The organism is Bacillus sp. SIMBA_154 (genome assembly GCF_046536015.1).
Taxonomy (GTDB): Bacteria; Bacillota; Bacilli; order Bacillales; family Bacillaceae; genus Bacillus; species Bacillus pumilus_P.
The window spans coordinates 422,132-445,594 of the sequence record NZ_JAWJBV010000001.1; the positions used below are offsets into that span (position 1 = coordinate 422,132).

At 33.9% G+C, this 23,463-nt stretch carries 31 protein-coding genes and 1 pseudogene; all 32 read left to right on the forward strand.

Annotated elements, in window-relative coordinates:
* Positions 1-190 precede the first annotated feature (190 nt).
* The 32 genes and pseudogenes from R0K30_RS02490 (at position 191) to nrdE (ending at position 23,444) form a co-directional block, all read left to right on the forward strand.
* Positions 191-1,120, forward strand: coding sequence for a S8 family peptidase (locus R0K30_RS02490; RefSeq protein ID WP_410608936.1), 930 nt, complete (start codon positions 191-193; stop codon positions 1,118-1,120).
* 1 nt (position 1,121) lies between these two features.
* A complete protein-coding gene (locus R0K30_RS02495; RefSeq protein ID WP_410608938.1) occupies positions 1,122-1,970 on the forward strand; it encodes an SAR2788 family putative toxin in 849 nt (282 codons plus the stop codon).
* Positions 1,971-2,017: 47 nt separating this feature from the next.
* Positions 2,018-2,416, forward strand: coding sequence for a DUF7878 domain-containing protein (locus tag R0K30_RS02500; protein WP_410608940.1), 399 nt, complete (start codon positions 2,018-2,020; stop codon positions 2,414-2,416).
* The gene (locus tag R0K30_RS02505; protein WP_410608942.1) at positions 2,417-2,671 is read left to right on the forward strand and encodes a hypothetical protein; all 255 of its coding nucleotides are present in this window, start codon (positions 2,417-2,419) and stop codon (positions 2,669-2,671) included.
* Positions 2,672-2,803: 132 nt separating this feature from the next.
* A complete protein-coding gene (locus R0K30_RS02510; protein WP_289383069.1) occupies positions 2,804-3,115 on the forward strand; it encodes a hypothetical protein in 312 nt (103 codons plus the stop codon).
* A 28-nt stretch (positions 3,116-3,143) separates the two neighbouring features.
* A complete protein-coding gene (locus tag R0K30_RS02515; RefSeq protein ID WP_410608945.1) occupies positions 3,144-4,061 on the forward strand; it encodes a hypothetical protein in 918 nt (305 codons plus the stop codon).
* Between the two features lie 51 nt (positions 4,062-4,112).
* The gene (locus R0K30_RS24030; protein ID WP_471660121.1) at positions 4,113-5,084 is read left to right on the forward strand and encodes an ATP-binding protein; all 972 of its coding nucleotides are present in this window, start codon (positions 4,113-4,115) and stop codon (positions 5,082-5,084) included.
* A 44-nt stretch (positions 5,085-5,128) separates the two neighbouring features.
* The gene (locus R0K30_RS02530) at positions 5,129-5,596 is read left to right on the forward strand and encodes a hypothetical protein (RefSeq protein WP_410608947.1); all 468 of its coding nucleotides are present in this window, start codon (positions 5,129-5,131) and stop codon (positions 5,594-5,596) included.
* 14 nt (positions 5,597-5,610) lie between these two features.
* Positions 5,611-7,134 (forward strand): DnaB-like helicase C-terminal domain-containing protein, encoded by a 1,524-nt coding sequence (locus tag R0K30_RS02535; protein ID WP_410608949.1) that lies wholly within the window; start codon positions 5,611-5,613, stop codon positions 7,132-7,134.
* Between the two features lie 14 nt (positions 7,135-7,148).
* Positions 7,149-8,276 (forward strand): hypothetical protein, encoded by a 1,128-nt coding sequence (locus R0K30_RS02540; RefSeq protein WP_410608951.1) that lies wholly within the window; start codon positions 7,149-7,151, stop codon positions 8,274-8,276.
* Positions 8,277-9,998: a DHH family phosphoesterase gene (locus R0K30_RS02545; RefSeq protein WP_410608953.1), complete on the forward strand. Its 1,722-nt coding sequence runs from the start codon at positions 8,277-8,279 to the stop codon at positions 9,996-9,998. It begins immediately after the preceding gene.
* 10 nt (positions 9,999-10,008) lie between these two features.
* A complete protein-coding gene (gene dnaE, locus R0K30_RS02550) occupies positions 10,009-13,923 on the forward strand; it encodes a DNA polymerase III subunit alpha (RefSeq protein WP_410608955.1) in 3,915 nt (1,304 codons plus the stop codon).
* Positions 13,923-14,600, forward strand: coding sequence for a 3D domain-containing protein (locus tag R0K30_RS02555; RefSeq protein ID WP_410608957.1), 678 nt, complete (start codon positions 13,923-13,925; stop codon positions 14,598-14,600). Before dnaE ends, R0K30_RS02555 begins: the two co-directional genes overlap by 1 nt.
* A gap of 31 nt (positions 14,601-14,631) precedes the next feature.
* Positions 14,632-14,787, forward strand: a complete 156-nt coding sequence (locus R0K30_RS02560; RefSeq protein WP_410608959.1) for a hypothetical protein — start codon at positions 14,632-14,634, stop codon at positions 14,785-14,787.
* Between the two features lie 159 nt (positions 14,788-14,946).
* On the forward strand, positions 14,947-15,453 hold the full coding sequence (locus R0K30_RS02565) for a hypothetical protein (protein ID WP_410608961.1): 507 nt from the start codon (positions 14,947-14,949) through the stop codon (positions 15,451-15,453).
* Between the two features lie 27 nt (positions 15,454-15,480).
* The gene (locus R0K30_RS02570) at positions 15,481-16,152 is read left to right on the forward strand and encodes an HNH endonuclease (RefSeq protein ID WP_410608963.1); all 672 of its coding nucleotides are present in this window, start codon (positions 15,481-15,483) and stop codon (positions 16,150-16,152) included.
* A 3-nt stretch (positions 16,153-16,155) separates the two neighbouring features.
* Positions 16,156-16,365 (forward strand): hypothetical protein, encoded by a 210-nt coding sequence (locus R0K30_RS02575; protein WP_410608965.1) that lies wholly within the window; start codon positions 16,156-16,158, stop codon positions 16,363-16,365.
* Positions 16,366-16,391: 26 nt separating this feature from the next.
* The gene (locus R0K30_RS02580) at positions 16,392-16,733 is read left to right on the forward strand and encodes a hypothetical protein (protein ID WP_410608967.1); all 342 of its coding nucleotides are present in this window, start codon (positions 16,392-16,394) and stop codon (positions 16,731-16,733) included.
* 14 nt (positions 16,734-16,747) lie between these two features.
* Positions 16,748-17,065 carry an IDEAL domain-containing protein gene (locus R0K30_RS02585; protein WP_340960943.1) on the forward strand — a complete coding sequence of 106 codons (318 nt, stop codon included), beginning with the start codon at positions 16,748-16,750 and terminating at the stop codon, positions 17,063-17,065.
* A gap of 216 nt (positions 17,066-17,281) precedes the next feature.
* Positions 17,282-17,446, forward strand: coding sequence for a hypothetical protein (locus R0K30_RS02590; RefSeq protein WP_340960944.1), 165 nt, complete (start codon positions 17,282-17,284; stop codon positions 17,444-17,446).
* A 648-nt stretch (positions 17,447-18,094) separates the two neighbouring features.
* Positions 18,095-18,217 (forward strand): hypothetical protein, encoded by a 123-nt coding sequence (locus R0K30_RS02595; protein WP_302053121.1) that lies wholly within the window; start codon positions 18,095-18,097, stop codon positions 18,215-18,217.
* 17 nt (positions 18,218-18,234) lie between these two features.
* A complete protein-coding gene (locus tag R0K30_RS02600; RefSeq protein WP_410608971.1) occupies positions 18,235-18,360 on the forward strand; it encodes a hypothetical protein in 126 nt (41 codons plus the stop codon).
* 33 nt (positions 18,361-18,393) lie between these two features.
* Positions 18,394-18,738, forward strand: coding sequence for a hypothetical protein (locus R0K30_RS02605; RefSeq protein ID WP_217012427.1), 345 nt, complete (start codon positions 18,394-18,396; stop codon positions 18,736-18,738).
* A gap of 26 nt (positions 18,739-18,764) precedes the next feature.
* A complete protein-coding gene (locus R0K30_RS02610) occupies positions 18,765-19,040 on the forward strand; it encodes a hypothetical protein (RefSeq protein WP_410608973.1) in 276 nt (91 codons plus the stop codon).
* A 34-nt stretch (positions 19,041-19,074) separates the two neighbouring features.
* Entirely contained in the window at positions 19,075-19,269 is a 195-nt protein-coding gene (locus R0K30_RS02615; RefSeq protein WP_410608975.1) for a hypothetical protein, read from the forward strand.
* Positions 19,270-19,300: 31 nt separating this feature from the next.
* The gene (locus tag R0K30_RS02620) at positions 19,301-19,663 is read left to right on the forward strand and encodes a hypothetical protein (protein WP_410608977.1); all 363 of its coding nucleotides are present in this window, start codon (positions 19,301-19,303) and stop codon (positions 19,661-19,663) included.
* A 20-nt stretch (positions 19,664-19,683) separates the two neighbouring features.
* On the forward strand, positions 19,684-19,875 hold the full coding sequence (locus R0K30_RS02625) for a hypothetical protein (protein ID WP_410608979.1): 192 nt from the start codon (positions 19,684-19,686) through the stop codon (positions 19,873-19,875).
* Between the two features lie 34 nt (positions 19,876-19,909).
* A complete protein-coding gene (locus R0K30_RS02630) occupies positions 19,910-20,104 on the forward strand; it encodes a DUF1653 domain-containing protein (RefSeq protein ID WP_410608981.1) in 195 nt (64 codons plus the stop codon).
* Positions 20,105-20,117: 13 nt separating this feature from the next.
* Positions 20,118-20,454, forward strand: a pseudogene (locus tag R0K30_RS02635) (hypothetical protein); the annotation flags it as partial.
* A 170-nt stretch (positions 20,455-20,624) separates the two neighbouring features.
* Positions 20,625-20,978 (forward strand): antitoxin endoai, encoded by a 354-nt coding sequence (locus R0K30_RS02640; protein ID WP_254110813.1) that lies wholly within the window; start codon positions 20,625-20,627, stop codon positions 20,976-20,978.
* Positions 20,978-21,364, forward strand: coding sequence for a class Ib ribonucleoside-diphosphate reductase assembly flavoprotein NrdI (gene nrdI, locus R0K30_RS02645; protein ID WP_217012429.1), 387 nt, complete (start codon positions 20,978-20,980; stop codon positions 21,362-21,364). The genes R0K30_RS02640 and nrdI overlap by 1 nt, the downstream gene beginning before the upstream one ends.
* Positions 21,342-23,444 (forward strand): class 1b ribonucleoside-diphosphate reductase subunit alpha, encoded by a 2,103-nt coding sequence (nrdE, locus tag R0K30_RS02650; protein WP_333981472.1) that lies wholly within the window; start codon positions 21,342-21,344, stop codon positions 23,442-23,444. The genes nrdI and nrdE overlap by 23 nt, the downstream gene beginning before the upstream one ends.
* The last annotated feature ends 19 nt before the right edge of the window (positions 23,445-23,463 follow it).

A 23,463-nucleotide genomic window follows, 5' to 3' on the forward strand; every position in this document is an offset into this window, starting at 1 on the left:
CAGTCACTCTTCGAGAAAGTATTTGGCATTTTGTTTGCATGGGAAATTTTTTATATATAAGGATATATTGTATTAAATAATATTTACATTAAAATAAATATAGGTTAATATATTCTTGTATTTCATATAAAAGGAAGGGTAGGTGTATTCTGTATTAATTCTAAATACTGTATGTGAGAAGGAAGTTTGAATGAAAAAGTCAAAAGCCCTATTACTATTTGTTTCGTGCCTAGTGACTTTTGCAATTGTATTATGTTGGGGATTATATGGCGATATTTCTAAGGATAATAGTAAATCATACAAGACAGACGAGGAAAAAGAACTGCTATGGGGATATAAAGTTATAGGTCAGGAAAAACCTAATAATCATAAGAATTATGTCAAAATTGGTATCCTTGATAGTGGTATTAATAAGTCTCATAAAGAATTTAAAGATTTAACTTTTTATGAATACAATGCTATTAAACCTAAAAAACCCATTGAAGATGAGTATGGTCATGGTACTGCAATTGCTGGAATAATCGCTGCAACCGGTGAAGAAATAAAAGGTATTTCACAGAATTCCATTATTTATGATGTCAAGGTACTAAATAAAAATGGTAAAGGAAAAGTTGAAGATGTTGTCAATGGGATCAAATGGTGTATTGAGCAAAAGGTAGACATAATTAATATAAGTTTCGGATTTGGAAAAGACTACGATGAATTGCGAAATGTTATAAAAAGTGCTTTAGATAACAACATAATTATTACAGCTGCTTCTGGAAATACATTAGGTCTAACTGTTGAATACCCTGCGAAATATGAAGGAGTCTTATCTATATCCTCTCTTAATGAAAAACTAAAAATTGATCCAATTTCAGCAAAAGGAAAAATTGACTTTTCTGCGCCTGGAGTAGATATAAAAACAACCGATAAATACGGAGGATATACAAATGTTAAAGGTACCTCCTTTGCAACTGCGTTTGCAACTGGTGCTATAGGCTGTATGTATTCTAAAAAAGAGAATACTAAAAAAAACATTCATCAAACAATCAAGAAGAATACAGTTGATCTTGGTAATCTAGGTTACGACAGAGAGTATGGCAATGGGATGATTATTTGTAACAAAGGAGAGAAATAGATTGAAAAAGGTTTTAATAAAAATACTTGTGATAACATTGTTTTTCTGTGGAGTTGCTCCTGAATTTGCGAGTGCCAAATCAGGGGAAATTGATTCTGATTCTTTAAGGATAGAAGAGAATGCTAGTAAAGAGTATGAAGTAAACGTTGAAAAGGAATTAGGTATAGAGCTAGAAAACGATATTGTAATGGAAGTTAAGGAAAATCAAGAGGAAGTTAATGTATCTACTCACTTGGAAGCTGAGAGTACGAATGTCCAAACTGACATGAAAATTAATCATGAGACAGGTGAAATCACAGTTGCTGGTACTACAGAGTTAGAAAACGGGGAAAAAGAAATCAACAACTTCAACGTATTAATTGAAGAGATTGAGGGAAATGATTTTACAGCAACACTTGTGGATCATGATACAGGAAAAGAATATAAAGTAAGCACCATAGAAGCTCAGTCATCCATTGTTCCAGCAATAATAGTTGGAATTGTGGCTAGATATGGCATACAATGGGCTATTAAAAAATACGGAAAGAAGCTAATAATAAAAACATTTAAAAAACAGGTAATTAAACAAGGTATAAAAAAAGTTTCTAAGTTTTCTGTTAGCAACAAACACCTTAGTAATGCTAAAGGCAGGTACAGAAAATTTAACACTAAAAGTAAGAGCACAGTGAATAAATGGATAAAAGAAGCTTTACAATCTAAAAGTGTTTCCTTTACTATAAACAATAATAAAAAATTATCCTTTGTCATCACTGCAAACTTGAAAAAGAAAATCGGGACAAAAGGTGAGACAAAAATAAAAATAGTTATAGGTTGGGATGGTAAAATATGGACTGCGTATCCAATCAAGTAAAATTTGATTATATGTTCACATCCGATGAGGAAGATATTCCAAAGAACATGAAGAAAGATCCCTCAACAGCGCTAAGAGTAGAGGGAGAGTTTAAGATTGTTATAAATGGTGAAGTTTATTTCGAAGAAAATATTGCCTTATTAGAATTTTATGCATCTTTGCACGACTGGATTAAAAAGATTAAGAAAAAAAACAAAGTTACAGAGTATAGATATTACACAATGGAGTATGAGGAAGACGAACCCATTATTTCAGTAATACCATTTGATAATAAGGCTCGACTCACCACTATTTGGGAAGCTCAACAGTTATATAATGTTTTCGATCTTAATTATATAATCGAACAAATAAAGATATTACATGAAAGACTTGGACATGATATTGAACAACATTTTAAAATTTCACTAAATAATTTTATTGGAAATATCCCATTAAGAAAATATTGAATGGAGAAAGGAACTCCTGGTTTTCAGGGGTTCCTTTCAATGTTTTTAAAGGAGGTATATTTTGTGATTTTATATTACTTAACTGGCTTTATAGGAATCATAATAGCTGCAATTATGCTAGGAATTGAAATTGATGGGTCTACATTTCTAACAAGGTTTATTTTAAAGTTGATTGGGATGTCTTTTTTTGTAGGATCGATATGGCTAATTAGATCAAAACAGAGAAGGATGGCCAAAAATAAAGATGATGAATGAATAGCTCATTGTAAAGGGGTTATTCATTTTTAAATAAAACTGTCATTTTAAATCAAAATAATATATGAAAGGTGTTGACTAAAATACAAATTACATATATTATAGAGTTACAGTTAAAGAGGAGGTGAGCATATGAAGCTATTGAAAGTAAGTAAAACAGCTGCTGATACATACAGAAAGACAGTAAAAGGACGAAGCACATTCTCTGACGAGAAGATTCAAAAGAAACTCAATAGACACATTATCTGTTTACAGGAAAGAGAACCTGAAAGAATTATTAAACAAGGATTGTTAGGTAAGGTTTATCTTTATGGAAATTTAATGATTAAAGTACGATTGGGAAAGATTGTAGAAATTATTAATCTCCCACATAAGCTAAGAATTGAAAAACGTTTAGAAGATAGCGTATTTCAAGCAATTGAAAAGCAATTAAACAACAAATAACATATATTAAGGAGAATGAATAATACATATGGCGAACACTGAATTAAGAGAAGCATTGAACAAGGTAGTAGTAGAAGGAACATTGGCTGAAATTAGATCAAATGAATGGGGAAATAAAAAGGGTATTAATATTGAACTTGATATTGAGACAGATGAATTCTCTGTACATACATTAAAAGGAATGTCTTCATACACAACTAAAGATGGAAAAGAGAGCAAAAAGGCAAAAGCCTTTAAGACCATGATTGATGAATACAAATCAATCGCAAATTCTTCCAGAGAGGAAGCAGACAAGATTAAAGCAGAAGGCAAACTTGGTCTAAATGAATATTTTGCGAATGATGAATTGAAATCTTACCCTGAATTATCTTTAAACTTTGCAAGAAGACAGTCGATTGACGAATTTGAACCACAAGCTACATTTGATGTAGAGATGTTTGTAGAGAATGTTGCACAAGAAAGAGCAAATGGTGAAGAAACAGGTAGAGCAGTATTAAATGGACATATCCCACTATATGGTGGCAAGGTTATTCCATTTTCGTTTGTTGTAACTGAAGAAGGTTCTGAATATGTAGCTGACAACTACGAGAAGCATTCTACAGTAAATGTTTATGGAGAAATTGTTAATTATAAAGAAAGAACTCAAAAAGAGAAGGAAAGTGCTTTTGGTAAGCCTAAAGTGGAAGTAGAAAGAAAAACGAAAAGAGAGTATTTGGTTACTGCTGGCCAAGATCCATATGATGAAGATAATAAAAATGCGTATAACCCTGAGATTATTGAAAAAGCACTAAATGAAAGAGAAATCGAATTAGATCAAAAGAAACAAGAAGCCAACAAAGATGCGAACAGCAAGAATAACAAGAAAAAAGGTGGGTTTGGTGGAGGAAAGCCAGCAGCTTCAAATAACAAACCTGTAACCATTGCAGACGACGATCTTCCATTTTAAAGAACAAAACAACATTAATAAAATATAAATTACATATAAGGAGCGGGTTATTTGTCAGGATTAGATATTTTCAAGCCAGAAGTTTCAGTAATTGCAAAAGGAATTGAAGGTAAGGTTGTCACTATTTATGGGTCTAACAACTTAGGTAAAAGCAAGCAATCATCAAGAATGACTAAACCATTGTATCTACCTTTTGAAAAAGGGTTAAATGCAATTGCTGGTGTAAATTTTATGCCAATCAATAGTTGGGGAGACTTTAAAAAGGTAAACAAGCAGCTTTCCAAAAACGTTGAAAAAGCAAAGGAAATGTATCAAACAATTGTAGTAGACGAGGTTGATGCATTTGCAAAGTATGCGACCAGATATGTTTGTAATCAATACAATGTTGAAAGAATTAAAGATGGAAACGATGGCTTTGGATTGTGGAAAGAGTACGAAAATGAAGTTTGGGATGAGATTAATAAATTAATCAGTAATGGTTTTACTGTTATTTTCATCGCACATGCAGAAGCAGATAAATCAGGTAAAATCTATCCTAAAGGTGATAAACGTGCATTAGCTCCAGTAATTGATAATAGTGACATTGTAGTTTACTTAGAATCCAATGGAGTAGACGAGAATAAGAATGTTATCAAATCAAGTGCATGGATGGCCGAAACAGATGAATTTTTTGCTCGATCTCGCTTTGATTATATTGATACATACCTAGAGGAGTTCACCGCTGAGAATCTTAACCAAGCCATTATTGAAGCGGTTGAGAGACAAGAAGCAGCTGAAGGGATCACAGCTGTTACGTATGAGCAACAAAAAGAGGTGAACTCTTCCGAAAGTCAAGATTTTGATAGTTTAATGAACAGTATTAAAGAGACTGGTAAACAGCTTAATGCTGAAGGAAAACTTGAAAAATTGAATGAAGTAGTTGAAAAACATTTAGGTAAAGACAAGAAAGTAACTGAGTGCACTCCAAAGCAATTAGATGTTATGTCTGTTATTCTTGATGATTTAAATGATTTATTAGATTAATAGAGAGGGGCTTCTCCCTCTCTTAATTTAAAAAGGGGGATTTAATGGGCAGACAAGTAAAATGTCCCTATTGTGAGCAATCTTTAGACAAGGATGATGCTTTTCCATATAAAAAAAGATATTATCATACAGCTTGTTTTAATACCTGGCAAAGAGAGGCTGAGGATAGAAAAAACTTGTACGAATATATTTGCAAATTGTACAACCTCGATGCTCCTACAGGCATGATTCGGAAGCAAATCAAGGAATTTCAAGAAGAATACAAGTATAAGCTTAAAGGCATCGAATTAGCACTTAAATACTTCTATGAGATTTTAGGAAACAATCCTCAAGAACACGGTGGTGTTGGTATTGTGCCTTATATTTATGAGGATGCAAAAAGAAATTACATAGAAGAAAAAAGAATTATCGATGCAGCATCTAGATATGAAGAAAGAACAGAATTGCATTTCACCTTAAAGGAAGTCAAAGATGAAACTCCAAGAGATTTAATTGATATTGCTCAATTCTAGAAAGGAGGGTGCTATTGTTACAAGATAAACAAACAATAATGCAAGTTTTGGGATGCATTTTAAAAGATCCTTCAATTGTTGCTGAAAGCAGCAAATACAAACTTGTGCCAGAAGATTTTCCTGAGAAGTTTCACAAGATCATTTTTTCTGTTATGCGTAATCTGCAGCGACAGGGAGTAGAAGACCTAAATTTAATAGAAATTGTAGGCTATCTACAGGAATATCCAACTCAATACAAGGTATTTGAAGATGCTAACGGGGATGAATATATTGAGAAAGTTCAGGAATTCCCCTCATTAGAGAATTTTGATTACTATTATGAGAAATTGAAAAAGTTTAGCTTACTTAGAGAGATGCAAGGTGTCGGGTTTGATATTAGTGGAATCTATGACGATACATTGATCGATCCTAAAGAGCAGGAAGAAATGCAGTCTAACTTTGATTCAACTTCAGTGGATGAGATTTTGAGAATTTATGAGAATAACATTGTTGAAATCAAAGAGAAGTTTAAAGAATCGTCAGAGAGTAGTAGCATCCAGGGTGGAGAAGGTGTTAATAATTTATTAGAGAGAATCAAGAAAACACCTGAAATTGGTGCTCCTATGAATAGTGAAATGCTTACTTCCCTTTTTAGAGGTTCTAGGTTGAAAAAGTTCTATCTTCGTTCAGGTACAACTGGAGTAGGAAAGACTCGAAACATGGTTGCTGATGCTTGCGCTATAAGTGCCACAATGCTTTATGACACAGAAAAAAAGCAGTGGGTCGAAAACAAATGGGGCAAACACTCAAATGTAACATCAACAGAAATGTTGCAAGAAGAATTGCAAACCATTGCTTTGGCTTTCATTAGTGATGTAGATGAAGAAAAAATACAATTGAACAATATGACCGAAGATGAAGAAGCAAGGGTTATAAAAGCAGCTGAAATTCTAAGTGAATCACCAATTTGGTTTGATTATCTACCAGACTTCAACATCCAAGAGATTGAGAGAACAATTGAAAGGAATGTAGTGAAAAATAAGGTTCAGTACTATTTCTATGATTACATCCATACATCAGTTTCAATCTTTGCTGAAATGGCAAAAGGAAGTGGAATAAAACTTAGGGAAGATCAAGTTTTGCTGGTAATATCGGATAAATTAAAAACATTGGCTAATAAATACAAGATTTTTCTTTCGTCTGCAACACAGCTGAATGGAGAGTGGAAAGAAGCGTGGAAGAAAGGAGAAGTGATTGATGGTCAGTATCTAAGTGGAAGTAAAGCGGTAGCAAACAAAATTGATGCTGGGATGATTATATTGCCATTAAGCAACAAAGAAAAGAAAGCAGTCGAAAAAATTATGACTGCTAGAGGTAATTTCGGTGGCAGAGAGCCCAACTTCGTAGTTCATGTGTATAAGAATCGAGGAAATAGACATGTGAACGTCAAAGTTTTTACATACATAAACATGGGGACTATGCGAATTAAAGATTGCTTTGTTACTAATGTAGACAATGAAATTGTTAATGTAGATAAACTTGTTATTCAGGCAGGATAGGGGTGTATTAACCCTTGCGTTTTGATAAAGATAAAATAAAAGATAGTTTGACGATAGACGAAATACATAAGATAATGCTTGATTTAGGAAGCGAAAAGAATCTTTGGCAGAATGGTCATCCAGTATATAGAACTGTGTGTCACAACGCTTCAGGTGGAAGCTTCAAGTTGTATTATTACAATGAAAGCAAACAGTTCAAATGTTATACAGAATGCGGTGACAGTTTTGATGTATTTGAGCTTATTATAAGAGCGAAAAAACAAAAAGGCGTCAATTTTACTTTTAGCCAGGCAATTGAATACATAGTAAGTATAACTGGGAAAAGGTTTGGCTTTGGAGGTTCAAGTGCTTCAAAAAAACAAACCTTAGAAGAAGATTGGGCAATATTTGACCGATTTAAAAGAACACCAAAACAGAACACAGAGCTTCCTATATTTAACGAAAAGGTACTCAATGTATTTATTCCTTACCATCATACTGAGTGGCTTAGAGAAGGCATAAGCCACTCTACAATGGATGCATTTGAGATAGGCTACTATTTCAGATCACATACAGAAGGTATTTCAATTCCTCATAGAGACTTACATGGGAATTTGGTGGGGATTAGAAAGAGATCGATGATTAAAGAAGAAATAGATCAAGGATTTAAATACATGCCTTTGAAAATAGAAAACACGCTGTACAATCATCCAACAATGTTGAATTTGTATGGACTTCATATAACAAAATCAGCAGTTAAGCGACTGAAAAAAGCGGTTCTATTTGAATCAGAAAAATCAGTTTTAAAATGCAACGATTTCTATGGTGACGATAACTTCACTTGTGCGGTTTGTTCTAGTAATATCTCAGTTTATCATCGGGATATATTGCTATCACTTGGAGTTGAAGAAGTAATTATTGCATTAGATAAATTCAGGTCGCAAAAAGAAGATGAGTCTGATGATATATATGCTGAAAAATTAATAGAGTATGAGAAGAAAATTGTGAAGCTGGCAAGTAAATTCACCCCATACATGAGAGTATTTGCACTTTGGGATTATAATGATCTTTTGGATTACAGAGACAGCCCAGCAGATAAAGGGAAACAAATACTGGAGGAGTTGATGAAAAATAAAATAGAGATCACAACGAGGGAGGAATAAATGGAGTACAAACTTATTGGTAGTAATGATTACCTCAAGAATCCGATTAAAACAATCCTTGTTAATAGAGGGATTACTAATCCAAGTGGTTTTATTGATGTGGGAAAAAGCAGTGAATTGAATTATTCCTTATTACACAATATTGATAAAGCTGCTGAATTAATTATTCACCACTTAGAAAATAAAAATAACATATTTATTCAAGTGGATAGTGATGCGGATGGGTACACTTCATCAGCCATTTTAATTGGGTACATAAAGAAAGCGTATCCTAGAGCGAAAATTACCTATAGACTGCAAGAAGGTAAGCAACATGGAATCAATCCAGATGATGTTCCATTAAACACGGATTTAGTTATCATTCCTGATGCAGGATCTAATCAATATGATGAACATAAAGTACTTAGGGATAGAGATATTGAGACTATAGTAATTGATCACCATGACTGTGACATTGAATCTGAAGACGCTCTAATTGTTAATAACCAGTTGTCTCTTAAATACAAAAACAAGTCTCTAACAGGAGCAGGGATGGTCTATAAGGTATGCCAGGCATTAGATGCAAAACTCAATAAAGATATCGCCAAACAGTTTGTCGATTTAGTTTCTATCGGTAATATTGCTGATTCAGCGGATTCACGTGAATTAGAAACGAGATATTACATGTATTTAGGATTAAATGAGCTAAAAAATCCATTGCTTAGAAAGTTGTTTAAAAAGCAAGAGTATTCTACGGGTGGTAATAAAACAATTCAAAGCACACAATTTTACATCAATCCTTTGATAAATGCGGCGATAAGAGTTGGCAGCAGAGAAGAAAAAGAACAAATGTTTAAAGCTTTGCTTGGATCCAGAGAGAAAGTGCCCTATAAAAAAAGAGGCTCAGACACAGAAGAAATGGTTTCTATTCAAGATGATACAGTGAGGATGCTTACCAATCTGAAAGGGAAACAAAAAAGATTGGTTGATAAAGCTACAGAAGAGATTGAAATTAAAATTGAAAGCAAGGGTTTGTTAGATAACAAAGTGCTCATTGTGTATGTGGAAGGTATTCTGGATAAAGACTTAACAGGGCTTGTGGCTAATAAGCTGGCAGATTCCTATAAAAGACCTGTTTTATTAGCTAGGAAGGATGAAGAAGAAGGAATGCTTTCAGGTTCTATCAGAGGCTATGACAAAGGTGAGATTAAGGATTTTAAAGAATTGCTTTTGTCTACAGGTCAATTCGAATTTGTAGAAGGTCATCCGAATGCTGCGGGTTTTAAAATCAAAAGAGAAAGACTTACAACAGTTAATGAAACACTGAATGAACGATTAAAGGAAATTGAACACAATGATTGCTTTGAAGTGGATTTTGAGATCCCATCAAGTGAGTTAACCAAAGATTTTATATTTACAATCGATAATCATAAATTTTTATGGGGATACAAAGTTGAAGAACCTTTGATTTCTATTACAAACATTGAAATTGCAGCAGAAGGTATCGAACACATAGGAAAGAAGAATAAAAATACTATTAAGTTCAAGTATGATGACATAGAATACATACGTTTTAAAAGTGATACAGAGTTTTATGAAAACCTAGCATCAAACAAGAATAAATTACTTGTTTTAAACATCATTGGAAAAGCAAAGGCAAATGAATATATGGGAAGAAAAACAGCTCAGTTTGAAATTGTTGAACTGGAGGTGAAGACCAAAGAAAAAGAACTCGTGTTCTAGGAGGGGTTAAATGATTGGCTGTCATTGTCATACTGACAAAAGTAATATTAGGTTATTAGACTCTACAAACCAGGTTAAACAGTTGCTAAAAACAGCTTTAGATCAGGGTTACAAAGGTTTAGCAATTACAGATCATGAAGTATTGTCGGCGCACTTAGAAGCAATCCAAACTGTGAAAAAAATGAAGGATTCTGGTGAAATGCCAGAAGACTTCAAGCTAATTCTGGGGAATGAAGCATATCTGGTGGATTCACTGGAAGAAGTTAGAGATAACTATAAGTCTGGAGTCACTAAATTCCCACACTTTTTAATGTTGGCCAAAAATCAATTTGGTCATGAGCAACTAAGAATTTTGTCCTCGATGGCCTGGGAGAACTCTTTTTACACTGGAACAATGGAAAGGGTGCCAACGTTAAAAAAAGATGTAGAGAAAATTGTTAAGCAGAATCCAGGTAATCTGATAGCTACCACAGCTTGCTTGGGTTCTGAAGTTAATATTCAATTGCTAAAAATTAGAGAAGCTGAAGTTAATAATGACATTGAAGAGATTAAGCGATTGAAACTAAAGATTCACGACTTTATGTCATGGTGTATAGAAGTATTTGGTAAAGAGAATTTCTTTGTAGAGCTACAGCCAGCTTATTCCGATGAGCAGGTTTACTGCAATAAGAAATTAATTGATATAGCTAACGGTTATGGATTAAAAATGATTGTCACAACCGATGCTCATTATCTTAGACCAGAAGACAGAGCAATTCATCAGGCATTTCTCAACGCAAAAGACGGAGAAAGAGAAGTTGATTCCTTTTATGAGGCTTGCTTTGTTCAAAATATAGGTGAAATATATGAAAGAATGAGCTATATAGATAAAAAGGTTGTAAGTGATGCAATCGAAAATACAATGCTTATTGGAAGCATGGTTGATGACTATACAATTGAACATGAACCATATATTCCAAAAATTGAACTACCTGATTTTGAGCTGTCACACATATTTAAACCAGGATATGAAAAGTATGAGTACATTGGTAAAATGGCTAATTCCAACAATGAGCAAGACAGGTATCTAATAAAGCTAATTGAAGATGGGTTCAAAGAAAAGTTAAAAAGACCAGATTTAATTAGAGAACAGTTTCATGAAATTCTTAAAAGAATTGATGTTGAATTAGGGGAACTGTGGGAAATCAGTCAAAAGCTTAATCAAGCAATGTCATCTTACTATGTAACTGTTAGAGAAATCATTAACACCATTTGGGATGATGAATGTGGTGGAGATAGTCTGGTTGGTGTTGCAAGGGGATCGGCAGCAGGGTTTTTAGTTAACTATCTACTTGATATAACTCAAATTAACCCAATGCAATACAACTTGCCTCATTGGAGACATATACATAAATCAAGACCAGATTTACCTGATATTGATATAGATACTGAGGGTTCCAAGCGGCCTAAAATTTTGAAAGCTCTACGTGCTAAGTTTGGTGAAAAGAGAGTGCTTCAGATTTGTACCTTTGGAACAGAAAAATCTAAATCTGCTTTACAAACAGCATGCCGTGGGTTGGGAATTGATAATGACATCTCACAATATCTAAGTGGAATGATACCATTTGAGAGAGGAGCAAACTGGACACTTAATGATTGTTTCTTTGGAAATGAGGAATTAGATAGAAAGCCAATTAAAGAATTTATAAGAGAGGTTGAGTCGTATCCCAAACTAAAAGAGACTTGTCTTAAAATTGAAGGTCTTACAAATAAGCGTTCTTCGCATGCGGCAGGAGTACTTATTTTTAATGAAGACTACACAAAGTCTAATGCTATGATGAGAACCCCAAAAGGTGTTTATATAACACAATTTGATATGGGCGACAGCGAATCAATGGGATCAGTGAAATTTGATTTACTAACCATTGAAGCTTTAGACAAAATAAGAGTTACGTTGGATCACTTGATTGAAAGTGGAGAAATTGAAACCCAAAATAATTTGAAGAACACATATAATAAATATCTTCATCCTGATGTAATTGAATATGAAGATCCAAAGCTATGGAAAATGGTAGGCAAGGGTGAAATTATTGATTTGTTTCAGTTTTCTACAGAAGTGGGTCAACAAGCTGCAATCAAGGTTGCCCCAACGAATTTATTGGAGGCTTCAGTCACTAACTCTCTAATGAGATTAATGTCAGATGGGGAAGAACAACCTGTAGACGTTTATACAAAACATAAATCAAACATTGAGATTTGGATAAACGAAATGAAGCAATATGGACTTAATGAAGATGAAATCCTCGTTCTCTCAAGACATCTTAAAAGCATATATGGAGTTGCTGATACTCAAGAAGTAGTTATGCAAATGTCAATGGATCAAGAAATTTCAGGATTTTCAATTGAAGAAAGCAATCATCTACGAAAAGCAATTGCCAAAAAGAAAGACGATGTTTTAAAGAAAGTCCAAACTTTATTTTTTGAAAAAGGCAAAAAACTAGGAACTAGAAGAATCATGCTTGATTATGTCTGGAATGTTCAGTTTAAGAGACAATTTGGATATTCATTCTCACTGCTTCACACTTTGGCATATTCAGTGATTGCTCTACAAGAACAAAACCTAAATTACAAATATGATCCACTATACTGGAACACTGCATGTCTCACAGTAAATAGTGGTGGCATTGATTCCGAGGGAGATGATAAAAAAGCTTCAACTAACTATGGGAAGATTGCAAGTGCAATTGGCAGTATGAGACAAAGAGGAGTTAAAGTTGATCTGCCTGATATTAATAAAGCTAAGTTTAGTTTCAAAGCAGACAGAGACTCTGGGAGCATTCTATTCGGCTTGAAAGGTATGAATGGCATTGGAGATGATGTTGTTCATAAAATTGTTGCAGCTAGACCTTATAGAAGCTTTGATGACTTTGTAAAGAGAATGTTCATTGAAGGAGAGCTAAAAAAAGGACAGATTATACAACTTATTAAAGGTGGCGCATTTGATTCTTTCGGTGAAAGAAAACAGCTGATGAAAGAATTTATTACGCTAATATCAGAACCTAAGACAAAGCTAACGATGGCAAACACAAAGATGCTTCTAAATCATAATCTTATTCCAAAAGAGTATCATGCAGAGGCACGTTTCTTTAAATTCAGAGATTACATAATGAAGAATGTTTATAAGACATTTAACAAGCCTAAGGACAAATTACTTCTTTTAGATGATGTGTCAGCAGAATTTCTAAACAATCATTACGATGAATCATGCATAGTTGATTTTGATAACGGTCTGCCAATAGTATCTTTACAAAAGTTTGATAAGCAGCAAGAAACAAAGATACAACCCTTAAAAGATTGGATAACATCAGAAGAGGCACTATTGCGATTAAATAACGCTCTGCTTGAATCTGAATGGATAAAGTATGCTGACGGCTCCTATAGCAAATGGGAAATGGAGTCGCTAAGCTTCTATTACGGTGATCATGAGTTGAAGCATGTAGACGAGATAAAGTATGGCATCAAAAATTTCTTCGACCTTCCAGAAGAACCTGTCCAGGGAAGACCATATCAATGGAAAGGTAAAACATTATACGAGCATGAGTTATGTAGAATTGCTGGAACTGTATTAGATAGAGATAAGAATAAACACACAATTACACTACTCACTAAGGATGGAGTTGTAAATGTTAAGCAATGGAGCGGTTCATTCGGCCACTATAATAAACAAATATCGAAACCTATAGGGAATGGAAAAAAAGAAATTGTAGAAAAATCTTGGTATACCAGAGGTACGCTTTTAATGGTTACTGGATTTAGAAGAGGGAATAACTTCATTCCAAAAGTATATAAAAACAGTGTTTACAACCATACAATTTCAAAAATCGATCATATCAATGAGGACGGTTCTCTGATCCTTACAACCCAAAGAAAAAATACAGAGGAGTGATGAGAATTATCAAAAAACTTGTAGACAAAAACACAAATAACATATATTATAAAGTTAATTCGAAGGTCTTAATAGTTTTAACAGGATGGCTGCTAACATTCTCGTTTATTAAGATGGAGATGAGTTTAATTAGAGACAAGCCGAATGAAAAGGCAAGTAGGACAAAGTTGGTTGAGGGTTTCCCAATGAGGCATATCGAGCTACATGCTCCATTGCCAAAACAAGAAAGCAAAAAAGAAATAATTAAGAAATTACAAATGAAATACCTGAAGGTAAAAGTACAGCCAATTCAAAAGAAAGCAAAAAAGGTTGAAAAGAAGAAAGGAGATAAAAATGTCAAACAAGCTAAGAAAACTGTGGAACAAAAGAGTCAAACACGCAAAATGGTTGTTACAGCATATACAAACGGCTTCGAAAGCACGGGCAAGCATCCAGGTCATTCTGAGTATGGTACAACAGCAAGCGGTTTGACTACAAAGCAAGGCGTTACAATTGCTTGCCCGCCATATATGGAATTTGGAACAAAATTATACATAGAAGATGTCGGACTAAGAGTGTGTCAGGATAGAGGTGGAGACATAAAAGGAAATAGATTAGATGTCTTCATTGATAACTTAAAAAAGGCCAGAGAGTTTGGACGAAAAACATTAGCAGTCGATGAAATAAATGAAAAATAACAAATAATACATAAAGAAAAGAGTGACTTGATTGAACAAGCTTACTTTAGGACAAAGAGTTCTTACTTTATATGGAGTAGGGACAGTAGTGGAAGTACATAAGAACGATCAATATGGAGTTGCTGATGATGAATACAATATGGTCGAGCTTTATGACAGAAGTGAATTAGCTCAATTAAGGGGGTGATGTCGTGTTTAAGGTAAACGATGCAGTAATAGTCAACCATAACAAAGAGAGGGCAATAGTGGCTACAGTGTCGACTCGATATTCACAACTTGAAGTCCAGTATGGGGATGGTTCACATGAAGTTATGGGATTTCACAAAGTTACAAAGGAGGATGATAAATGATCATCATTTTAGAGGGATGTGACTGCTGCTATAAATCGACAGTAGCAAAGCAGCTGTCAAAGAAACTAGATTACAAGATACTACGGGGTTCATCGTTTGAATTAGCAAAAAGAAGTCAAGACAGCCTATATGATTATTGCTTTGGACTAACAGAACACGACAACTTGATCATCGATAGATACATATATTCTAACCTTGTTTATGCAACCAAATTCCCTGGTAATACAAAGCTCACACATGGGCAAGTAAGCAATATCGAGAACAAATTACTGAGTAAGGCCAAGTTAATCTATCTGTATGCAAGACCTGAAGTAATTAAAGAAAGGATTCTTAGCAGAGGAGATGATCAGGTTAACACGAAAGACATTGAACCAATTGTGGAACTCTATAATGAAGTGATACCAAAGTCAAAATTACATACATATTCATTTGATACAGAGATTTATGGTAGCGATGAAATTGTTGAGGACATTATCTACTTGGTCAGTGAGGAAAGAATATAGCTCATTGCCGCAATATAGTATACAGAGGTGAAGAAAATAAATAAAGTATGTAAAACGTGTAACATCTCTAAGAGTATCGATGACTATTATTCTCAGAAAAGAAAAGACTCAGTTGGTAACCTGAAGATATATTATTTCAATGAATGTAAAGAGTGTACCAAAACTAGAGTAAGGCAAAACCAATTAAAAGATCATAGCAAATACAAAGAAAACTTAAAGCAATATTTTATCAAACATAGTAAAGAACATTCAGCAAGAAGGAAAGACTGGAGACAGAAGAATAAAGATCATATAAAGAGGTATTTCGGAGAATATCAGCAATCAAAAAAGGGCAAGGCCTTATATAAAAGGTACGGAATTGAAAGAAAATCTAGAAACCATACAATTAATAATGAAGAATGGAATAGTTGTAAAACATACTTTAATAATAGTTGTGCATACTGCGGACTAACTGAACAGAATCACAGAGAAATGCATCAACAAGATCTACATAAAGAGCATGTTATTCATAGAGGTCTAAATGACTTGAGTAACTGTGTACCTGCGTGCAAAAATTGCAACAGCAGTAAATGGACGTTCGAATTTAAAGAGTGGTATACCACTGAAAATCCTAATTACAGTGCAAGTAGAAAAGTAAAAATCCTCTCCTGGATTAATTACGCTCATAAGGAAAGAATTTTAAACAGAAAGGGAAGGTGAAATATGACGGAAAGTGAAATTATTATCACAAATTTCAAGAAAAGTGTTGAGGAATTTCGTGTAAAACTGGCCTCTGGTAGAGAAGCGCACCCTGAAAAATTTATTCAATATTTAGCTACTGAAATCCAGGCTTTAAATAATTTAAAGGAAGCATACCAAGAAGGTATGAACATTATTAACGCCGACTTGAAAAAACACGGTCTAGGAAAATGAAAAGCATCCTAGAGCAAATCAACTCATTGGAAGTCGTACATATTGATTTAGACAACTACGCAATTTACGTTAAGCAAAACGAGCAAGTGATTCATATATTACATACATTGGTTAAGGATATGACTGTAGAAGAGTACATACATAACTTCAGCAAAGATGATTTACTCGATCTAATTCCTGCTGTAATCGGAACAGGAGCAGCGGATGGATATAAACAAGGCAAGGGATTTGTATCTGAACCTAAGCAGTTCAACATGCAGCGGTGTTTAGAGTTGAACAGCAGAATAGAATACCTTGAGAATATGATTGTGTCACTTGGCGGACATCCTAAAATGCAAATTGTTGATAAGAATAATCTTATCCACTAGAGAGGAAGAAAGGAATGAAATTTAAAATTGGGCAGAGCGTTCTGATTTCATCTAGGGGTGTTGTTGGTAAAGTTATTAAAGCAACACACCATGTATCAATTGAAAAAGGAAAAAAACTGAGTGTTATTAAATATAAAGTTGAAGTGGATGGGCTTTTGTACGCTCAGGAATTTGATGAATCATTACTTACATATGAAGATAAAGAATCTAGTAAGATTAAAATAGCTGAGATAAATTCACTAATTGACCAAGCATTAGATACAAAAGATAAGGATTGGTTTGATGATTTAATTCAACAAAGAAAAACTTTAGAAGAAGGGTTAGTGGAGTAGATAGAGAATTATTTTAGAGTATTATGGAACGGAACAAGAGTTCCAAAGAAGTTTGATACCAAAGCAAAAGCAGAAGTGTTTGTTAGACGCAGGAAAGGATTCACCTGTGAGATACAAGAACGTACATATGATAACAAATTTGTAGACAGCTGGACGTACCATATTCCCTTGCATTAAGGAGGAGAAGATAGACTGAGAGAACGGGATAAAGCTAAGATGGAAGATGATCTGGAGACAGTACATAACAACCTGGATTATATACACACTACTCTGGAAGAGGATGCAGCAATTGATGATGAAACATGGAAATTAATTGAGCCGAGAATTACTAAGTCATGGGTATTATTAGAGGAAATCAAGAAGAACTTAGGATCTGAATAAATTGAAAATAACATATAAAAAGTATTGATTAAAATACAAATTACATATATAATCGATATAACAGCTAAGGAGAATCAATGGACTACATATGTGAGATTTGCAGCGAAGGGGTTGAGAAATACCCCTTATGTTTAAGATTAACAGAAGAGAACTCAAAAAGCATTGAAGAAAGAATTGAATTTAATTGCTGCAGTAAATGTGCTGATGAATTGAGCGAGAAAATTCGAGAAAAATGTGAGGGGATGAATGTAAAGAAAACATTGAATGTGCTTGGGATTGATCATATTAAGCCTTATAAAAAATGAGAATGGAGAGAGCAAAAATGAATATGTTCGTTATCGCTTCTAAGAGTGATGTTGGCAATTACCTAAATTACTATCATCCCAAAATTTACTCTAATCAAAAACAAGCTGAAAATGCACTGAGGGTAATGAAGAACAATGGCAAAATAACCGAAAGTGGAAAGGTCTATGGAATGAATGGCCTGAATTTAATTGATCTATGATAAGTAAAAATATCTTATTCATAAAGTCATTAGATGCTTCAAAGTGGTTTGGTGTAGTTGGCAGCGTTGGAATGTTTATACTTGTTATCCTGGGAGAAGTATTTAAATAAAATTCAAGTTTTATAGAGAATGGAGGATATGAAATGAAAGAAAAATTAATCACAGCAGTAGGTTTTATCGAGGCAAATCGAAAAGAAATGGGCGACAAGAAATCACTTAATATGCTTTTAAAAGCTTTGGACAGATTGATTAAAGAAGATAAATGAATAGGAGGAAATAAATATTGCCAAAAAAGATCAATAAGCTAGATAAGAAATTCTGGTTAACATTAATTAAATGGTCATTAGCTGCATTTTTAGCTGGATACCTGGTTGGTTTTCTGCTACCAACTACAGTTTCATCAAAATAAAATACAAATTACATATATTAAAAGGAGAATGAAATGAATAATCAAGAAAAACAAGTTTGGAATGGATTCTTTATTGGATCAGGTGCAATTTTATTATCCGCACTAATGTTAGCAGCTGGTGCTGTAGTCAATGCAGGGGTAATCTTTTACGGCTTAAATTTTGTACTAAGTCCACTTGTGAAAGTATATGGGTTTAGCTTCCCTGAAATTTCACTAGCACATTCATTTGTAATCGGGGTTCTGTTAATGGTGTTTGTGAAAGGAAGTAAAAACTCTGAAAAGAAAGATGATGATACGATTTTCAAAATTTTTGGTAAAGGTGTAGCAAGATCAGCTTTTGTCTTACTTATGTTATACATTGCTTCATTGTTTATCTAAAAATAATTTTAGAAGAAGGTGTTAAATTGGCAATTTTAATTACAGACAGAAACGGCGAGTTCAGAGTTTACTGCAATGAGGTTAGCATCGTAAATGGAAACATTTCAATCACTGATTATATCAGTTACGATTTATCATCTTTTGGTAGTGGAATGACAATTCCTTTAAAAGAAATAATGAATTACAAGTTTGTGCAATCTGGGTTCTCTTATGGAGAATTAAGAAAAATTGTTTCCAAGCGGATTAAAGGAGAAGGAAACATCACTTTCACTCCAATCGAAAACACTGAAAAGTTTAAATAAAAGTTTTATTTCATTGAGAAAGGAGGAAGACATTATGAAGAGTTGGGAGTCAATTTTGAATAATATGAATAATTTTATAGCGTACACCAACGGATTACCTCGAGTCTATCAAGAGGCCTTTTTACTGGGTTATATAAGGGCTATTGCGGATAATTCGAACATCACTGAAGAACAAGGGCATCTACTTCTTGATCTTAAGGATGAAGCTATAAATAAAATAAAAGGATGATTTCAAAGAGAAATCAGATGAGGAGGATAGGATGCAATACACTAAGCATGGAAAATCAGTAGAAGGTTACATAACATTTAATCTTTATTTTCATTCATTTGATTATAAAGAGGATAGCATATTGGAACAAGTAAAATTCACCACAGTTAAAGAGCTGTTTAAGATGATGCAGCCCGATTATATTGAACAACTAAAACAAGAAAACGATGCAGAACAAGTTGAGCTTCATGATATCACTTTCAGTGCTAAAGATAATGACACTGAGGCTTTCATCGCAATGTATGACAACTCAGGAAGTTATCGAATCTCAACAAATCTTGATGTAAGCGGATTGGATAGTGAGTACAAGCAAACTCTAAAGAGTATTAAAGATATTCTTGATAAGAAAATTTAAGCGAAAGGAGGAAATTTTAAATGGCATATGATGAATATAAAGGAAAGCTAAGTAAACCCAAGGTAAGTGATGTAATGAAAGCATTACAAGATCAACTAGATTTTTACGGAGATACACGAGTTGAATTTTGGATTGATGACGAAGAAACAAGCGATGAAATTCAACTAGATCCATATAAAAATGTGCTTGTGTTAAATATAGAGGAAGCTTAAGGAGGAGAATTCAATAGAAATATTTGAGCATATCATGAGCGACTTCAAGCACTACAAGGGCGGAACCTATAAACTCGTTGGAGAAGTCATTCATACAGAAACAGAAGAAGAGCTTGCTGTATACCATGATATGGACGGTACTGTATTATGGGCAAGACCTAAAGAGATGTTCTTTGGAAAAGTTATTGTTGATGGAAAAGAGATAGACAGGTTCACAAAAATAGATTAGAGGAGAATAGATTATGGAAAATAAAGCAGCGGTATTTGAAATAAAAGCAACTTGTTACGCTCATGAAGGTTTTAATGACGAAAGCGCATCTGTTCAAGGGGAGACATTAAAAAAACTAGGAAAGGACATTGTAGACAATTTGCTAGAAAACGGTGTTGATGATGTCAAAATTAAAGGCGATTATGTTGATGAATTGGAAGTGGATAAGCCCGTTATGAAGTTTTTTGAAGTGAATGAGCCCTACAGAGCACTGATTAAAGCGAGGACAAAAGAAAAAGCTATGGAGATTTACACAGATACAGTAGCTGACGATGACGGTAATCTATCTGATGAAATTACTGAGGTAACAGATTTATTTTCTGCAATTTGTCACAGTCGTACAGTTGATCATGATGGAAAGCAGTTAACTGCGAACGAAGTGTTTGAACAGCTAACAAACGATGAAGAAATGTTGTTATCAATGGATAGAAGCTTGCTATAAAATCACAGTTTCATATAAATAAAAATTGGGGGAAATACAATGGCAATGGGAGCTGTTAAAAAATTATATGTTAATGAAAGACACTTGGTTAGCTTAGAAGAAGTTAAAACAGATACGCCTATACATAATCCAGACGGGACTGCGTTTCTTGCTGTAGCTGGAGAGATGCTTGCAACAAATCAATTTGGTGAGCAGTATACGGTACCAAAAAAGTACATTGCTAAATACACTGAAGTTGAAAAAGTTAAATCTACCTCTTTTTATGAGGAAATGGCCAAAGGATATGAAGAAATGGGTCAGATTAATCTAGAAGAAGCGAATGCAGGTCATAATGCAACTAATCGTGCAGAAATGTTAACAGCTCAATTGTTATCAGGTAAAAGCACTCTTTGATGTTAATCACTTATGATAGTTTGACTGGAAACGTTCAACGATTCGTTGATAAAATTACAAATAACAAATATTATAAAGTTAAGAAAATAACTGAGGACATGTTGATTACTGAACCATTCATACATATTACATACACAATCGGATTTGGTGAGGTGCCAAAGTTAACTCAGATATTCATACATAACAACAAGGATATGCTAAGAGGAATTTGTTCTAGCGGAAATAAGAATTGGGGGAATAATTTTGGGCTTGCTGCAGATAAAATAGCAAACCAATACAGTGTTCCAATCTTACTTAAATTTGAATTGGCTGGAACAGATTCTGATGTAGCTAAGTTCTTACAGGAGGTTAAATTTATTGACAATCAGCACAAACAATATACCTAAGTGGATTCAATTAAATAACGAGATCATGATTCAGAAGGAAGGAAAGTTTCAATTTGAAAAAGACAAGGAAGCTGTAAAGAGTTACTTTATCGATTACGTTAATCAGAATATGGTTTTCTTTCATAATCTTGAGGAGAAATTGGATTATTTAAAGGAACATGATTATTACGAAGAAGAATTTTTAAGTCTATACAGCAAAGAGGATATCAAAAAAGTATTCAAGTTTGCTTACGGTTTTAAATTTAGATTCCCATCATTCATGAGTGCGTTTAAGTTTTACAACGACTATGCTCTCAAGACTAACGATAAGATGAAAATTTTAGAGCGTTACGAAGATCGTATCTCTATTGTTGCATTGTATTTGGCTAAGGGAAATACTGATAAAGCGATTGGGTATGTTGAATCAATGATCAAGCAAGAGTATCAACCGGCAACTCCTACATTTATGAATGCTGGGAGAAAACGTAGAGGTGAAATGGTTAGCTGCTTCTTAATTGAAGTCGGGGATAGCTTGAATGACATCTCTAGAGCTATCGATATTTCCATGCAGCTTTCTAAACTAGGCGGTGGAGTAGCACTCAATTTAAGTAAGATTAGAGCTAAAGGTGAAGATATTAAAGATATAGAGAATGTAACAAAGGGTGTTGTAGGAGTTATGAAACTTCTCGATAATGCTTTTAGATATGCAGATCAGATGGGTAGTCGTACTGGAAGTGGAGCAACATATTTAACAGTATTTCACCCAGATATCAATGATGTATTAGATACAAAAAAAATATCAGCAGATGAAGATGTAAGAGCTAAAACTTTATCAATTGGAGTAGTTGTTCCTGACAAATTCATCGAATTGGCCAGAGAAGATAAAGATTACTATATGTTCTATCCTCATTCAGTCTATAAAGTATATGGGCAACATTTAGACGAGATGAACATCAATGAAATGTACGATGAGTTAGTGAACAATCCCAATGTCAGAAAAGCTAAAGGAAGTGCTCGGAAGCTTCTTGAGAAACTGGCCATCCTTAGATATGAATCAGGGTATCCATACATTATGTTCCAGGATAACGTAAACAAGGTTCATGCGAATAACCAAATATCGCAGGTTAAATTTTCCAATCTTTGCAGCGAGGTGATTCAGTCCTCTAAAGTGTCAAAGTATACTGACTACGACCAAGAAGATGAAATCGGCCTCGATATTTCATGTAATTTAGGCTCAATGAACATCTTAAATGTTATGAATAACCAATCAATCGAGAAGACAGTTAGAACTGCAGTAGATGCTCTTACAAGAATTTCTGATGCCACTAATATTGTTAATGCTCCAGCAGTTAATAAAGCTAATAAAACAATGAAATCAATTGGTTTAGGTCAGATGAATCTACATGGATATCTAGCTCAAAACGGTATCCCTTATGAATCAGAAGCAGCAATTGATTTTGCTAATACATACTTTATGATGATCAACTATTATTCTCTGAAGCGTTCAATGGAAATCGCTAAAGAGACTGGAGAAACATATTACATGTTTGAAGGATCTACATATAAATCAGGAAGCTTTTTTGATAAGTATTTAAGTATTGATTATTCACCGATGCTTGATAAGGTAGCGAAACTTTTCAAAGATCAGCATATTCCTTCGATTGAAGATTGGAAGCAATTAAAGAGTGATGTACAGAAATATGGACTTTATCATAGTTACAGACAAGCCGTAGCACCTACTGGAAGCATTTCATATGTACAGTCATCTACCGCAGGCGTAATGCCTATCATGGAAAGAATTGAGGAAAGAACCTACGGAAACAGTAAGACTTATTATCCTATGCCTGGACTGTCTCCGAACAATTGGTTCTTATATAAAGAAGCTTATGATATGGATATGTTTAAGGTTATTGATTTAATTTCAACTATTCAAACTCATGTTGATCAAGGTATCTCGTTTACATTGTTCCTCAAAGACACTATGACAACACGAGATTTGAATAGAATTGATCTATATGCACATCACAAAGGTATCAAAACACTTTACTATGCAAGAACTAAGGATACAACACAAGAGGGCTGCCTTAGCTGCGTTGTTTAATCCTCTTTTTTTATATACC

Excerpts from the sequence above, each read along its gene's own strand:
- R0K30_RS02490 (WP_410608936.1), top strand. The coding sequence starts at position 191 with ATGAAAAAGTCAAAAGCCCTATTACTATTTGTTTCGTGCCTAGTGACT.
- R0K30_RS02500 (WP_410608940.1), top strand. The coding sequence starts at position 2,018 with ATGAAGAAAGATCCCTCAACAGCGCTAAGAGTAGAGGGAGAGTTTAAG.
- R0K30_RS02505 (WP_410608942.1), top strand. The coding sequence starts at position 2,417 with ATGGAGAAAGGAACTCCTGGTTTTCAGGGGTTCCTTTCAATGTTTTTA.
- R0K30_RS02510 (WP_289383069.1), top strand. The coding sequence starts at position 2,804 with ATGAAGCTATTGAAAGTAAGTAAAACAGCTGCTGATACATACAGAAAG.
- R0K30_RS02515 (WP_410608945.1), top strand. The coding sequence starts at position 3,144 with ATGGCGAACACTGAATTAAGAGAAGCATTGAACAAGGTAGTAGTAGAA.
- R0K30_RS02530 (WP_410608947.1), top strand. The coding sequence starts at position 5,129 with ATGGGCAGACAAGTAAAATGTCCCTATTGTGAGCAATCTTTAGACAAG.
- R0K30_RS02545 (WP_410608953.1), top strand. The coding sequence starts at position 8,277 with ATGGAGTACAAACTTATTGGTAGTAATGATTACCTCAAGAATCCGATT.
- dnaE (WP_410608955.1), top strand. The coding sequence starts at position 10,009 with ATGATTGGCTGTCATTGTCATACTGACAAAAGTAATATTAGGTTATTA.
- R0K30_RS02555 (WP_410608957.1), top strand. The coding sequence starts at position 13,923 with ATGAGAATTATCAAAAAACTTGTAGACAAAAACACAAATAACATATAT.
- R0K30_RS02565 (WP_410608961.1), top strand. The coding sequence starts at position 14,947 with ATGATCATCATTTTAGAGGGATGTGACTGCTGCTATAAATCGACAGTA.
- R0K30_RS02575 (WP_410608965.1), top strand. The coding sequence starts at position 16,156 with ATGACGGAAAGTGAAATTATTATCACAAATTTCAAGAAAAGTGTTGAG.
- R0K30_RS02585 (WP_340960943.1), top strand. The coding sequence starts at position 16,748 with ATGAAATTTAAAATTGGGCAGAGCGTTCTGATTTCATCTAGGGGTGTT.
- R0K30_RS02590 (WP_340960944.1), top strand. The coding sequence starts at position 17,282 with ATGGAAGATGATCTGGAGACAGTACATAACAACCTGGATTATATACAC.
- R0K30_RS02595 (WP_302053121.1), top strand. The coding sequence starts at position 18,095 with ATGAAAGAAAAATTAATCACAGCAGTAGGTTTTATCGAGGCAAATCGA.
- R0K30_RS02605 (WP_217012427.1), top strand. The coding sequence starts at position 18,394 with ATGAATAATCAAGAAAAACAAGTTTGGAATGGATTCTTTATTGGATCA.
- R0K30_RS02615 (WP_410608975.1), top strand. The coding sequence starts at position 19,075 with ATGAAGAGTTGGGAGTCAATTTTGAATAATATGAATAATTTTATAGCG.
- R0K30_RS02620 (WP_410608977.1), top strand. The coding sequence starts at position 19,301 with ATGCAATACACTAAGCATGGAAAATCAGTAGAAGGTTACATAACATTT.
- R0K30_RS02625 (WP_410608979.1), top strand. The coding sequence starts at position 19,684 with ATGGCATATGATGAATATAAAGGAAAGCTAAGTAAACCCAAGGTAAGT.
- R0K30_RS02630 (WP_410608981.1), top strand. The coding sequence starts at position 19,910 with ATGAGCGACTTCAAGCACTACAAGGGCGGAACCTATAAACTCGTTGGA.
- R0K30_RS02640 (WP_254110813.1), top strand. The coding sequence starts at position 20,625 with ATGGCAATGGGAGCTGTTAAAAAATTATATGTTAATGAAAGACACTTG.
- nrdI (WP_217012429.1), top strand. The coding sequence starts at position 20,978 with ATGTTAATCACTTATGATAGTTTGACTGGAAACGTTCAACGATTCGTT.